General features: G+C 72.4%; 12 protein-coding genes. 3 read left to right on the top strand and 9 right to left on the bottom strand.

Features of this window, described 5'->3' with window-relative positions:
* Window positions 1-5: 5 nt before the first annotated feature.
* Entirely contained in the window at window positions 6-1,436 is a 1,431-nt protein-coding gene (locus tag AB0G11_RS17270) for a PLP-dependent aminotransferase family protein (protein ID WP_357586728.1), read from the bottom strand.
* A 63-nt stretch (window positions 1,437-1,499) separates the two neighbouring features.
* Between AB0G11_RS17270 and AB0G11_RS17265 the strand changes: the two genes are divergently transcribed.
* Window positions 1,500-2,102 (top strand): hypothetical protein, encoded by a 603-nt coding sequence (locus AB0G11_RS17265; RefSeq protein WP_357586726.1) that lies wholly within the window; start codon window positions 1,500-1,502, stop codon window positions 2,100-2,102.
* Window positions 2,103-2,163: 61 nt separating this feature from the next.
* Complete coding sequence (locus tag AB0G11_RS17260) at window positions 2,164-3,969, top strand: glycoside hydrolase family 15 protein (RefSeq protein WP_357586724.1); 1,806 nt, start codon at window positions 2,164-2,166, stop codon at window positions 3,967-3,969.
* Here AB0G11_RS17260 and AB0G11_RS17255 read toward each other — a convergent pair.
* The 8 genes from AB0G11_RS17255 to AB0G11_RS17220 all read right to left on the bottom strand — a co-directional run bounded on the left by AB0G11_RS17255 (window position 3,966) and on the right by AB0G11_RS17220 (window position 12,793).
* The gene (locus AB0G11_RS17255; RefSeq protein ID WP_357586722.1) at window positions 3,966-4,844 is read right to left on the bottom strand and encodes a hypothetical protein; all 879 of its coding nucleotides are present in this window, start codon (window positions 4,842-4,844) and stop codon (window positions 3,966-3,968) included. The genes AB0G11_RS17260 and AB0G11_RS17255 overlap by 4 nt on opposite strands.
* Before the next feature lie 34 nt (window positions 4,845-4,878).
* The gene (locus AB0G11_RS17250) at window positions 4,879-5,793 is read right to left on the bottom strand and encodes an LD-carboxypeptidase (RefSeq protein ID WP_219505673.1); all 915 of its coding nucleotides are present in this window, start codon (window positions 5,791-5,793) and stop codon (window positions 4,879-4,881) included.
* Window positions 5,794-5,842: 49 nt separating this feature from the next.
* Entirely contained in the window at window positions 5,843-7,723 is a 1,881-nt protein-coding gene (locus AB0G11_RS17245; RefSeq protein WP_357586720.1) for an ABC transporter ATP-binding protein, read from the bottom strand.
* Between the two features lie 327 nt (window positions 7,724-8,050).
* Complete coding sequence (locus AB0G11_RS17240) at window positions 8,051-8,887, bottom strand: enoyl-CoA hydratase/isomerase family protein (protein WP_357586718.1); 837 nt, start codon at window positions 8,885-8,887, stop codon at window positions 8,051-8,053.
* A gap of 118 nt (window positions 8,888-9,005) precedes the next feature.
* A complete protein-coding gene (locus tag AB0G11_RS17235; protein WP_020547488.1) occupies window positions 9,006-9,221 on the bottom strand; it encodes a helix-turn-helix domain-containing protein in 216 nt (71 codons plus the stop codon).
* 113 nt (window positions 9,222-9,334) lie between these two features.
* Window positions 9,335-10,933 carry an ABC-F family ATP-binding cassette domain-containing protein gene (locus AB0G11_RS17230; RefSeq protein ID WP_219505678.1) on the bottom strand — a complete coding sequence of 533 codons (1,599 nt, stop codon included), beginning with the start codon at window positions 10,931-10,933 and terminating at the stop codon, window positions 9,335-9,337.
* Window positions 10,934-11,136: 203 nt separating this feature from the next.
* Window positions 11,137-12,156 (bottom strand): LacI family DNA-binding transcriptional regulator, encoded by a 1,020-nt coding sequence (locus AB0G11_RS17225; RefSeq protein WP_357586716.1) that lies wholly within the window; start codon window positions 12,154-12,156, stop codon window positions 11,137-11,139.
* An 82-nt stretch (window positions 12,157-12,238) separates the two neighbouring features.
* Entirely contained in the window at window positions 12,239-12,793 is a 555-nt protein-coding gene (locus AB0G11_RS17220; RefSeq protein WP_357586713.1) for a helix-turn-helix domain-containing protein, read from the bottom strand.
* Window positions 12,794-12,884: 91 nt separating this feature from the next.
* On the opposite strand from AB0G11_RS17220, the gene AB0G11_RS17215 reads away from it, so the two are divergent.
* Entirely contained in the window at window positions 12,885-13,700 is an 816-nt protein-coding gene (locus AB0G11_RS17215) for an NAD(P)H-binding protein (protein WP_357586711.1), read from the top strand.
* The last annotated feature ends 9 nt before the right edge of the window (window positions 13,701-13,709 follow it).

Genomic DNA, 13,709 nt, shown 5'->3' with positions numbered 1-13,709 from the left:
GCCGCTCACACCATCGGGCTGAGGGAGTCGGGGACCCGGGCGGGGCCGATCGGGCCGTGCCGGTGGGCGGCGGCGACGCGGGTGACCGCCTCCCGCAGGAGCGCGGGCGGCAGCGTGTAGGGCAGCCGCAGGTAACCCTCCAGCGTGCCCTCCAGACCGAACCAGGGGCCGGGCGCGATCCGTACGCCATGACCGGCGGCCGCCTCGGCGAGGGAGACGGCGGAGCCGGAGCCGAGCCGGATCCACAGCGTGCCGCCGCCGCGCGGCACCGCGAACTCCCACTCGGGCAGGTGCGTGCGCAGCGCGGTGACCAGGGCGTCGCGGGAGGCGCGCAGGGCGCGGCGGCGTTCGGCCCTGGTCTCCTCCAGCCGGTCGAACAGCCGCGCGACGACGAGCTGTTCGAGCACCGGGCTGGCGATGTCGGCGGCGGCGCGGTGCAGCGCCATGCGCCGGGCCAGCGCGGCGGTGGTGCGGATCCAGCCGATGCGCAGCCCGCCCCACCACAGCTTGGACGCCGACCCGATGCTGATCACCCGGCCGTCGGTGTCGAAGGCCGCCATGGGGGCGGTGCGGGGCACGTCGTCCAGGGCCAGCTCGGCCCACGTCTCGTCGACGAGCAGCGTGGTGCCGCAGCGCCGGGCGGCGCCGGTGAGCGCGGCGCGGGTGGCGTCGTCCATGAGCGCGCCGGTGGGGTTCTGGAAGTCGGGCATCAGGTAGGCGAGGCGGGCGGCCGGCTGGCGCATGGCGGCGGCGACGAGGTCGGGCTGCCAGCCCTCGTGGGTGACGCCGACGGGGACGATCCGGGCGCCGCGCAGGCGGACGGCGTCGATGGCGTGCGGGTAGGTGGGCGACTCGACCACGACGGGGTCGCCCGGCCCGGTCAGCACGCCGAGGACGAGCTGGATGGCGTTCTGCGAGCCGGTGGTGACGAGGATCTGCTCCGGCCGGGTGGCCAGGCCGCGCCCGGTGTAGTAGGCGGCGATCCGCTCGCGCAGCACGGGCAGGCCGAGCGCGTGGTAGCCGTTGCCCATGCCGTAGCGGGGCAGGTCGTCGACGGCGGCGGCCATCACCTCGCGCAGCGCGGAGGGCGCGGGCGGGGCGGCGGCGTGCATCTGGATGAGGCCGCCGTCGTCGACGGCCAGCCACGGGTTGTCGGACGACACGGCGGGGTCGGGCAGCGCGGTCCAGCTTCCCGAGCCCTGCCGGCTCTCCAGGTAGCCGCGCTCGCGCAGCAGGTCGTAGGCGGCGGTCACGGTGGTGCGGCTGACCTGGAGCGTGCCGGCCAGGTGCCGTTCGGCGGGCATGCGCACGCGGACCGGGATGCGGCCGTCCATCACGAGGGCGCGCACGGCGTCGGCGAGCGCCCGGTAGTAGGGCCGGGCGTCCGGTGGGACGTCGGCGAGCCGGGCCACCTGCTGAGCCGACAGATGCTTCATAAGGCCACTTTTCCTGATTGGCCCTGTAAGGGCAAACCGGGAGCGTGCCACTCTGGGTCCATCATGAGCGAAGCCACTGTCACCCCGATCGGCTCCCTGCCCCTGCGCCTGCTGCGGCTCTACGGCGGCCTGGCCCTGTACGGCACCGGCATCGGCCTCCAGGTCGAGTCCGGCCTCGGCAACGGCCCGTGGGACGTCTTCCACCAGGGCGTGGCCCGCTGGACCGGCCTCAGCATCGGGACCGTCATCATCATCGTCGGCGCGGTCGTGATGCTCGCCTGGATCCCGCTGCGGCAGCGGCCGGGCCTCGGCACGATCAGCAACGTGATCTTCGTGGGGCTCTTCGCCGACGCCGCCATCCTCCTGCTCCCCTCCTCGGGCCACCCGGTGCTCGGTTGGCTGTACGTGGCGCTCGGCGTCTCGTCGATCGCGCTGGCCACCGTGCTCTACATCAGCGCCGGGATGGGCGCGGGCCCGCGCGACGGCGTCATGACCGGCCTGGTCCGGCTCGGCCTGTCGGTCCGGCTGAGCCGCTTCCTCATCGAGATCACCGTGCTGGCGGCGGGCTGGCTGCTGGGCGGCACGGTCGGGCTCGGCACCCTGCTGTTCGCCCTCGCCGTGGGCCCGCTGACCCAGGTCTTCACCCGGTGGTTCCCGCTGCGGTGAGCGCGCCCCGGGGCCGGTCATGACGCGACATGACCGGCCCCGGCGCGTGTAGCGTCGAGACATGCGGATCGAGGACTACGCGCTCATCGGTGACATGCAGTCGGCCGCCCTGGTCGGCAGGGACGGCTCCATCGACTGGCTCTGCCTGCCCAGGTTCGACTCCCCCGCCTGCTTCGCGGCCCTGCTCGGCAGCGACCGCAACGGCCACTGGTGGCTGGGGCCGACCGGGCGCAGGCCGGCCGACCGGCGCCGCTACCGGCCCGAGACGCTCATCCTGGAGAGCGAGTGGGACACCCCCACCGGCACCGTCCGGGTGATCGACTTCATGCCGGCGCGTGACGTCAACCCCGACGTGGTGCGCATCGTGGAGGGCGTGTCCGGCACCGTGGAGATGTCCACGCAGCTGCGGGTGCGCTTCGACTACGGGCGGATCGTGCCGTGGATGCGCCGCACCGACGGCCACCTCCAGGCGGTCGGCGGCCCCGACTCGGTCTGGCTCCACTCCCCGGTGCCGCTCAAGGGCGGCGACTACGCCCACGTGGCCACGTTCGAGGTCAAGGAGGGCGACCGGCTGCCGTTCGTGTTCACCTGGCACCCCTCGCACGAGCCGATGCCGCCCCAGATCCACTGCGAGAACCAGCTCGCCGAGACCGAGGCCATGTGGGCCGAATGGGTGTCGCGGTGCACCTACGACGGCCCCTGGCGGGAGGCCGTGGTCCGCTCCCTGATCACGCTGAAGGCCCTCACCTACGCACCCACCGGCGGCATCGTGGCCGCCCCCACCACCTCGCTGCCCGAGGACCTGGGCGGCGTGCGCAACTGGGACTACCGCTTCTGCTGGCTGCGCGACGCGACGCTGACGCTCGACGCCCTGATCGGCTCCGGCTACCTGGAGGAGGCCGGCGCCTGGCGGTCGTGGCTGCTGCGCGCGATCGCCGGCCGCCCCCAGGACCTGCAGATCATGTACGGGGTCGCGGGCGAGCGCCGGCTGCCGGAGCTGGAGCTCGACTGGCTGGAGGGCTACGAGCGCTCCCGGCCGGTCCGCATCGGCAACCAGGCGGTCAACCAGCTCCAGCTCGACGTCTACGGCGAGGTCATGAGCTGCCTCTACCTGTCGCGCTCCTCCGGCCTGGCCCCCGACGACCGCGGCTGGGCCGTCCAGCGCGAGCTGCTCAACTACGTCGAGGAGCACTGGGACGAGCCGGACGAGGGGCTGTGGGAGGTCCGCGGCCCGCGCCGCCACTTCGTCCACTCCAAGATGATGTGCTGGGCGGCACTCGACCGGGCCGTCAAGTACGTCGAGAACTTCGGCCGCACCGGCCCCGTCGACCGGTGGCGGGCGCTGCGCGACAAGGTGCACGCGGAGATCTGCGACAAGGGCTACGACGCCGGCCGCAACACCTTCACCCAGTCCTACGGCTCGCACGAGCTGGACGCCTCGCTGCTGCTCATGCCGATCATCGGCTTCCTGCCGCCGGACGACCCGCGCATGATCGGCACCGTGGCCGCCATCGAGAAGGAGCTGATGTCCGACGGGTTCGTGCTGCGCTACCCCGTGGCCGAGGACAACGACGTCGACGGGCTGCCGGGCGGCGAGGGCGCGTTCCTGGCGTGCAGCTTCTGGCTGGTGGAGGTGATGGCCATGCAGGGCCGCCGCGACGAGGCGTGCGCGCTGTTCGACCGGCTGCTGGCGCTGCGCAACGACCTCGGCCTGCTCGCCGAGGAGTACGACCCGCGCTACGACCGGCTGGTGGGCAACTTCCCGCAGGCGTTCTCGCACGTCCCGCTCATCCACGCGGCCCGCGCCCTCAGCGGCGACCCGCGCGTGGAGCCCCGGGCGCTGAACGAGATGCCGCGCGAGCCCTAGACCGCCAGCCGGGCCAGCACCCGCGCGAACTCCGGCGGCGGGGCCACGACCAGCCGGGTCTGGCCCTGCTGCCGCACGATGTCGGCCCGGATGAGGGTCAGCCGCCCCTCGTGCCACCAGTGCACCTGCGGGCTGAGCCCGCCGGTGCGGGCCGCGTGCAGCCGCAGCCGCTCGATCGCCCGCACCACGCCGATCCCGTCCACCGGGTGCACGAGCAGCGTGTACGGGTCGGGCAGCACGACCAGGGCGCCGTCGGCGGGCACCGGCAGATAGTCCTCCAGCCAGCGCAGATGGGTGGCGGCGGCCGGGATGCGGCCGGTCAGCCGGGTCACCGGGGTGCCCGACAGCTCTATGGTCTCCACCGACAGCTTGTCGTCCAGCCTGACGTTGGAGACGGCCAGCTCCAGCGCCTGCCCGGAGGGCAGCGGCCAGCAGCCGGCCTCCTCGGGGCGCACCGGCCGGGAGCCGACCGTGAGCAGCTCCACCGCGTCGCCGTTGAGGTGGCGGCCCACCACCCGGGTCAGGTCGGCGACCTCGTCCACCGCCTCGACGCGGGTCCGCAGCAGCGGCTTGACCTGGTCGAGGTCGCACACGTCGAGCAGCTCGTCGGCCGCGGCCACGGCGCCGGCCAGGTGCTCGGAGACCAGCGTCGGCCAGTCCTCGCGGGCCCGGCGGCCGGCCTCGCGGCGCAGGCCGGTGAGCCTGACCAGGATCTCCCGCCCGCCGCCGAGCGTCAGTGACGCGCCGTCGGCGGCGAAGCGGCAGCTGTAGCCGAGCGAATCGGCCACGAGGGCGAGCAGGGAGTCGAGGTCGACGTCCTCGACCGCCCGGCGCGAGGGCTCCCGGTCACGTTTGAAAAAGTTCACGCGCCGCATCCCCCCAATGTCCGGTTCGTCCCCTATGTGAGTCCTACCTTGCCGGTTCGTCGTTCCCGATCGGGCCAGCCAGCGAGCACGATTCGGTATCGATAACCCCAAGCGCCCCAAGCCACACACTCATCTGGGGAGACCCATGCCCCACGGGCAGTCCTGCCACGATCGGCACCCCCAGCGGGAGCAGCCGGTCGCGCAGCACCGGGTAGGGGTCACCGCAGTCGACCCAGGAGCCGAGCGCGATCCCCCGCACGCCCTCGAACGCCCCCGACTGCAGGAGCTGGGTGAGCATCCGGTCGATCCGGTAGGGCTCCTCGGTGATGTCCTCCAGCAGCGCGATCCGGCCCGCGAACGACGGCTGGTGGCGGGTGCCGCACAGGGAGGCCAGCAGCGACAGGTTACCGCCCGTCAGCACGCCCTCGGCGCGGCCCGGCGCGAGCGCCAGCTCCCCCTTCACCGCGGAAGCCGTACCGGTCAGCGCCGCCCGCAGGTGCTCCCACGTCGCCGCCTCCGGCCCGTCCTCGCCGCCCAGCAGCAGGCCGCCCGGCATCGGGCCGTGCAGCGTCGGCACCCCCAGCTCGACCCCGAACGACTGGTGCAGCGCGGTGATGTCGCTGGAGCCGACCAGAACCTTCGGACCGGCGGCCCGCATGGCGTCCCAGTCGAGCAGCCCGAGCAGCCGGGCCGCGCCGTAGCCGCCCCGGGAGCAGAACACCACCGACACCGCCGGGTCGCACCAGGCCGCCTGCAGATCGGCGGCACGGTCGGCGTCGGAGCCCGCCAGATAGGGCAGCTCCTGGCGGTCCAGCGCGTGGGCGCCCACGACCACCTTCAGGCCGAGCCCCTCCAGGCGCTCGACGCCCCGCCGGAGCTGGGCGGCGTCGGCCGGGCCCGACGGGGAGACGATCGCGACGGTGTCGCCTGACTGCAAAGCTGGGAATGGCACGTTCACCCGCCAAACGGTGTCACACTTTACCTTCCGGATGCGACTCGCGACCGGCTCACGGGCTGCCCGACGAGGCGAACTGGGTGCGGTAGAGCTCCGCGTAGAGGCCGCCGCGCTCCAGCAGCTCCTCGTGCCGGCCCCGCTCGGCGATGCGGCCGTCCTGCACGACCAGGATCTCGTCCGCCTCCCGGATCGTCGACAGCCGGTGCGCGATCACCAGCGACGTGCGGCCCGCCAGCGCCGTCTTGAGCGCCTGCTGGACGGCCGCCTCCGACTCCGAGTCCAGGTGCGCGGTGGCCTCGTCGAGCACCACCACGCGCGGCGCCTTGAGCAGCAGCCGCGCCAGCGCCAGCCGCTGCTTCTCCCCGCCGGACAGCCGGTAGCCGCGCTCGCCCACCACCGTGTCGAGCCCGTCGGGCAGCGACTCCACCAGGTCGCCGATCTGCGCCGCCCGCAGCGCCGCCCACAGCTCCTCCTCGTCCGCCTCGGGACGGGCGTAGCGCAGGTTGGCGCCGATCGTGTCGTGGAACAGGTGCGAGTCCTGCATGACGACGCCGATCGTGTCACGCAGCGAGGCGAACGTGGCGTCACGCACGTCCATCCCGTTGATCCGCACCGCGCCCTCGTTGACGTCGTAGAGCCGCGACACCAGCGAGGTGATCGTCGTCTTGCCCGCCCCCGAGTGGCCGACCAGCGCCACCAGCCTCCCCGGCCTGGCAGTGAACGACACGCCGTCGAGCACCTGCTGGGAGGGGCCGGTGTCCTGCCGGGCCACCGACTCCAGCGAGGCCAGCGACACCTCCGCAGCGGCCGGGTAGCGGAAGCGCACGTCGTCGAACTCGACCGTCACCGGCCCCTCCGGCAGCGGGCGGGCGTCCGGCCGCTCGGCCACCATCGGCTTCAGGTCCAGGATCTCGAAGACGCGGTCGAAGCTGACCAGCGCCGTCATCACGTCCACGTGCACGTTCGACAGCGAGGTCAGCGGCCCGTACAGGCGCATCAGCAGCGCCGCCAGCGCCACCAGCGTGCCCAGCTCGAACACCCCGCCCACGGCCAGCACGCCGCCGATGCCGTAGACCAGCGCGGTCGCCAGCGCCGCCACCAGGCCGAGCGCGACCCGGAACACGGTGCCGTACATGCCGACCGTCACCCCGACGTCACGCACCCGCGCGGCCCGGCCGCCGAACATGCGCGCGTCGTCCTCCGGCCTGCCGTAGAGCTTGGCCACCGTCGCGCCCGCCACGTTGAACCGCTCGGTCGTCACCGAGCTCATCTCGGCGTCGAGCTGCATCTGCTCACGGGTCAGCGCCGACATGCGGCGGCCCACCCACTTGGCCGGCACGATGAAGATCGGCAGCAGCACCAGCGCGACCAGCGTCACCTGCCACGACAGCACCAGCATCGCGCCCAGCACCAGGACCAGGCTGACGACGTTGGACACCACCGACGACAGCGTGCTCGTCAGCGCCCGCTGCGCGCCGATCACGTCCGTGTTGAGCCGCGACACCAGCGCGCCGGTCTGCGCGCGCATGAAGAACGCCACCGGCATCCGCTGCACATGGTCGAACACCTCGGTGCGCAGGTCGTAGATCAGCCCCTCGCCCACGCGCGCCGAGAACCACCGCTGCACCAGCGTCAGCCCCGCGTCCACCAGCGCCAGCGCGGCGATCGCCACCGCCAGCCCCACCACCACGCCGGGCCGCTTCGGCAGGATGCCGTCATCGATGATCGCCTTCATCAGCAGCGGATTGGCGATCACGATCACCGCCCCCGCCACGACCAGCGCCAGGAACGCGGTGATCTGCTTGGTGTACGGCCGCGCGTAGCCCGCGATGCGCCGCACCGTGCCCGGCGCGAGCCGCTGCTTGGTCACGTCGCCGTCGCGTCGCAGCGACGCCCACACCTGAGGCCCGAAGCCTCCGCCCATCATGGCCATCAGGCAGCCCTCCTCCCCCAGCAGAGCGCCCCCGGACGGCCCCCCGATTCCCACATCCGCTCACCGCGAAACCGCCCACCCCGAAGCCCCCCGCACCCCAGGAGAACCCCCCACCTTGGGCACCCCCGCGGACCACACCGCCGCAGCCCCAGCAGGGGCGAGCCACCCAGCGGCGTGGCACCCAGTGGGGGTGGCGCCCCACCCTAAGAACGACGGGGCGGGGGCGTCATCCCAGGTGGGGGGCCGGCGGCGGCGCCCCGGGGGCGTACAGGGTGTCCCCCTGGCGTCAGGCGGGTGTGACGGCCGGGTGCAAGGGGGGTCGGTGGGTCAGGCGGGGGTGTCGCCGAAGAGGGCACGCAGGCGGAGGGCCTGTTCGGCGCCTTCGGCGGCGGCCTGCTCCTCCAGGGTGCGCGAGCGCGCGCCCTGGAGGAGTCGCTTGGTCGCGGCGGCCGCGTCACGGTTGGTGGACAGCAGTTGCGCGATCTTGTCTTGTACGGCCCCGGCCAGGTCGCCCCCTGCGACCACCAGCTCGGCCAGGCCGATGCGCGAGGCTTCTTCGGCTTCCACGGTCCTGGCGGTCAGGCAGATGTCGATCGCCTTGGCCAGGCCGACCAGCTCGACCAGCGGCTTGGTGCCGGTCAGATCGGGCACCAGCCCCAGTGCGGGCTCTTTCATGCAGAACTTGACATCGTCGGCCACGATCCGCAGGTCACAGGCGAGCGCGAGCTGGAATCCCGCGCCGATCGCGTGGCCCTGCACGGCCGCGATGGAAACGATCTCGGGGCGGCGTAGCCACAGGAATCCCTGCTGGGCCTCCTTCAGCCGCTGCTCGAACGAGGTGCTGTCGAGCCGCGCCGCCGAACTGAACGAGCCCTGTCCGGGCACCCCCTCAGGTGTGAACATGCGCAGGTCGATCCCTGCCGAGAAGGACGGTCCCTCACCTTTCACCACGACCACGCGCACCTGCTCCGGCAGGCTGTCGCCGATGCGAGCCAGACCCGACCACATCGCGGACGTCTGGGCGTTCCGCTTGTCCGGCCGGTCCAGCGTGATCGTCGCTATCTCACCGTCCACCTCGAAGCGCAGGCCGGCCTCCGCCAGTGTGGCGGCAGAGACGTCCTCCGCATTCCCCCCGCGCTGTCGTTGCGCCTTCGCTTCCGCCATCGCCTGCTCCCTCGTCGGCTTACCGTCGCGCCCGAGCTTACAGAATATGATTCTGGCTCGGGCGCGACGGCGGCTGACTAGGAACGGGCGGCTGCGGACGCACGTTCCGAGGCGGCCGTCAGCGCTTGGACTTGCCTCGGGTCGCCCCGCCGCGCCCGCGCAGAGTCACGCCGGACTCGCTCAGGATGCGGTGGATGAACCCGTAGGACCGGCCGGTAGAAGCGGCCAGGGCGCGGATGCTCTCACCCGCGGCATAGCGCTTCTTGAGATCGCCGGCCAGTTTTTCACGATCGGCCCCGGTGACCCGGGTGCCCTTCTTCAGTGTCTCGGCCACGAGTACCTCCTGTAGTGCCGGACTTCCGCAGCGTTACTCCGCCATGATCAGTCATTTCAGCGGGATCGGCTACCTACTCCACGGGAAAAGATCCGTACCCACCCAAATTAAGATCAGGCAAGTGCCACAAGATCGGAAAATTCCTCGCTCCACGCGTCTTCAGTTCCGTCTGGCAGCAAGATCACCCTATCCGGTGAAAGGGCATCAACGGCACCCTCGTCATGGGTAACCAGGACGATCGCTCCTGAATACGACCTCAGAGCCTCCAGAACCTGCTCGCGGCTGACCGGGTCGAGGTTGTTCGTGGGCTCGTCGAGCAGCAGGACGTTGGCGCTCGACAGCACCAGGATGGCCAGCGCCAGCCGGGTCTTCTCGCCACCGGAGAGCACCGAGGCCGGCTTGTCGACGTCGTCGCCGGTGAACAGGAACGAGCCGAGAACCTTGCGCAACTCGGTGTCGGTGAACGTGCCGCCCGCCGAGCGCATGTTCTCCAGGAGGGTGCGGGAGCCGTCGAGCGTCTCGTGCTCCTGGGCGTAATAGCCGATCTTGAGGCCGTGGCCGGGCTTGATCGCGCCGGTGTCGGGCTCCTCGATCCCGCCGAGCAGGCGCAGCAGCGTGGTCTTGCCCGCGCCGTTGAGCCCGAGGATGACGACCCGGTGACCTCGGTCGATGGCCACGTCGACGTCCGTGAAGACCTCCAGGGACCCGTACGACTTCGACAGGCCCTCGGCCATGAGCGGGGTGCGCCCGCACGGCTGCGGCTCGGGGAAGCGGAGCTTGGCGACCTTGTCGCCCTTGCGCTCCTCCTCGGTGCCGGCCAGCAGCCGGTGGGCGCGGCGCATCATGTCCTGGGCGGCCTTGGCCTTGGTCGCCTTGGCGCGCATCTTGTCGGCCTGCGCGAGCAGCGCGCCGGCCTGCTTCTCGGCGTTGGCCCGCTCGCGCTTGCGGCGCTTCTCGTCGGTCTCGCGCTGGGCCAGGTAGGCCTTCCAGCCGACGTTGTAGTGGTCGATGACGCACCGGTTGGCGTCCAGGTGCAGGACCTTGTTGACCGTGGCTTCAAGAAGCTGGACGTCGTGGCTGATGATCACCAAGCCGCCCTGATGGGATCGCAAAAAATCACGAAGCCACCCGATTGAGTCCGCATCTAGGTGGTTTGTCGGCTCATCGAGTAGGAGAGTTTCCGCTCCGCTGAAAAGAATTCGCGCCAATTCCACACGCCTGCGCTGACCGCCGGAAAGCGTTTCCAGCGGCTGCCCCAGCACGCGGTCGGGCAGGCCGAGGCTGGAGGCGATGGAGGCGGCCTCCGACTCGGCCGCGTAGCCGCCCAGCACGTGCATCTGGTCCTCCAGCCGACCGTACTGCCGCACCGCCTTCTCCCGGGTGCGGTCGTCGGCGGAGGACATGCCGAGCTCGGCCTGGCGCAGCTTGCGGATCACCTCGTCCAGCCCGCGGGCGGACAGGATGCGGTCGCGGGCCAGCACCTGGAGGTCGCCGGTGCGCGGGTCCTGCGGCAGGTAGCCGACGCTGCCGCTGGTGGTGACGCCGCCCGCGGCGGGCAGCGCCTCACCGGCCAGCACCTTGGTGAGGGTGGTCTTGCCGGCGCCGTTGCGGCCGACCAGACCGATCTTGTCGCCGGGGTTGACCCGGAAGGACGCGCTCTCGATGAGCAGCCGCGAACCGGCGCGCAGTTCGATGTCACTAGCAATGATCATGGTTGGCTCAGCACTCCCGAGCTAGGGAAACGAGGGATTTCAGAAGGCGTGCGACGCCGGTCAATCGGGAGTGTGCATACAGATCAGTGTAGGGCCCTGACCAAGAGTTATGACGGGCTCGGATGATCACCGCCGCCCAGGACGGCGAGCTACCTCGCACGTCACCACGAGACGGCTGTTGAATCGACTCAAACGCCGGGACCTCACCCACCCCGGCGCGGCTCGCTGGACGCCCGCACGACCAGGTCGGGCTGGAAGATGACCTGCCGGTGGCGGTGCCGCTCAGACTCGGTGACCTCCTCCAGCAGCAGCTCGATCGCGGTGCGGCCGAGCAGCTCGCGCGGCTGGCGCACCGACGACAGCGGCACGGCCGCCGCCGCCGCGAACTGGATGTCGTCGTAGCCGACGATGGCCATGTCGGCGGGCACCCGCAGCCCGCGGGCCGCCATGGCCTGGAGGAAGCCCAGCGCCACCACGTCGTTGGCGCAGAAGGCCGCCGTGGGGCGCTCGCCGGGCGGCATCGCGGCCAGCCGCTCGCCCGCCCGCCTGCCGGTGTCGAAGCTCAGCGTGGGCATCGCGCACGCGACCAGCTCGACGCCGTCGCCGGCGGCCTCGACGGCGCTCATGACGCCCGCGTGGCGGTCGGCGACCTGTTTGATCGACGGCGGCCCGCCGATGAACGCGATGCGCCGGTGCCCGCGCTCGATCAGGTGCTCCCCGGCGATCCGGCCGCCGAGCCGGTCGTCGACCGCCACCGAGCACTGGGCGCCGGAGGCGGCGCTGTCGACCAGCACCACGGGCGTGCCCCGGGCGGCCAGCTCGGTGAGGCGGGGGCTGGCGGCGTCGACGGGGGTGATGAGGATGCCGAGCACGCGCTGCTGTTCGAGCTGGTCGAGGTGGCGGCGCTCGCGGACCGGGTCGGCGCCGCTGTTGCACAGCACGACCATCGTGTCGTGCTCGTCGGCCGGGCCCTCGGCGCCCTGCGCGACGTCGGCGAAGAACGGGTTGGACACGTCCAGCACGACCAGCCCGACCGTGCGGCTGCGGCCGACGCGCAGGTGGCGGGCCACCTCGTTGCGGACGAAGCCCAGCTCGCGGATCGCCTGGAAGACCCGCTCCCGCGTGGCGGGCGAGACGATCTCGGGCCGGTTGAGCACGTTGCTCACGGTGCCGACCGAGACCCGCGCCAGCTGCGCGACCTCCTTGATGCTCCTGGTCCCCATTGATCCTCACGAGGCCGTGCCGCTGTGACGCGCCCCAGCATAGCGGCAATCAAGATTGTTTTGAATCGTCTCAAAGACCGGCTCAGGCCGTCATCCCGTCGAGCATCAGGCCCAGGAACCAGTCCGGGCGGGCCGCCACGTGCGGCGGCAGCGCCTCCGGATGGCAGGCGAACAGGTTGAGCGCGGCCACCACGTCGGCGGCGCCGACGTCGCCGCGCATGACGCCGTCGGCCTGGGCCCGGCGCACCAGCGCGTCGAGCCGCTCCAGCCAGCGGGCGCGGGCGCGGATGAACCCGTCCTGATCCTCGTACGTCCCGTCCGGCAGCTCGGCGAGCGCGGCGGCGAGCGCGCCGCGCCCCGGGTCGGCCGCCCACAGCGCGAACGCGCGCACCCCCTGCCAGGCGTCGGGCGCCTCGGCGGCGGCCCGCTCGAGCGCCTCGGCCAGCGAGCCGACGTAGTGCTCGGCCACGGCCGCCACGAGCGCCTCCCGGTCGGGGAAGCGCCGGTAGAGCGTGCCGACGCCGACGCCCGCGCGACGGGCGATGAGCTCCATCGGGGCTCCGGTGCCGCGCTCGGCCATCACGGAGGCCGCCGCCTCGACGATCTTGGCCAGGTTGCGCCTGGCGTCCGCACGCACGACGCCCAGCGTACCGGGAGACAAGTGGACGATGCGATTCCGGTTACGGTACGGTCCAAGCGGAATCTCATCGTCCACTTAGGAGGTTGCCGTGATCGTGGTCACCGGCGCGACCGGTTCCATCGGCAGGGCCCTGACCGGGCTGCTGCCCCGCGAGGAGGTCGTGGCCGTGGTCCGCCGCCCGGCCGGGCTCGCGTGCGCGGAGGCCGTGGCCGACTTCGAGCGCCCCGAGACGATCGGCGGGCTGCTGTCCCCCGGCGACCGGCTGTTCCTCAACAGCTCCCTCTGGCCCGGCGTCGCCGACGCCCAGCGCGCCGTCGTCGACCTGGCCTCCGAGGCGGGCGTGGCCCAGATCGTGTCCGTCTCCGTCCGGGGCGCCCGGCCCGGCGGGCCGCTCGGCGCCGACCCGCACGGGCGCATCGACGACCACCTGCGGGCGTGCGGCGTCCCGTACGCGATCCTGCGGCCGAGCGGGTTCATGCAGAACCTGCCGGGCGAGGTGCGCGACGGCCGCTTCCACGGCTCGTACGGGGAGGCCCGGGTCAACTACATCGACACCCGCGACGTCGCGGCCGTCGCCGCCGCGCTGCTGACCGCCCCGGTGGGGCCGTCGGCGGTCCACGAGCTGACCGGGCCGGAGTCGTACACGCACGCGGAGATCGCCGCCGTGATCAGCGCCGCCGCCGGGAAGCCGGTCGCCTACGTGGACCTGCCGGTGCCCGAGATGACCGCCCACCTGGTCGCGCGGGGCCTGCCGGAGCCGGCCGCGGGCGCGCTGGCCGCCATGATGCGGGACATGGGGCGTACGGACTGGTGGTCGCTGAGCACGGCGGTCCGCGACCTCACCGGCCGCCCGCCCCGCACGCTGGCCGCCTTCGCCGCCGAGCACGCGGCCGCCTTCGCCTGACACCCGGCG

It is taken from the genome of Nonomuraea sp. NPDC023979 (assembly GCF_040639085.1).
Classification (GTDB): domain Bacteria; phylum Actinomycetota; class Actinomycetes; order Streptosporangiales; family Streptosporangiaceae; genus Nonomuraea; species Nonomuraea ceibae.
This window is presented reverse-complemented; position numbering and strand designations above follow the sequence as displayed.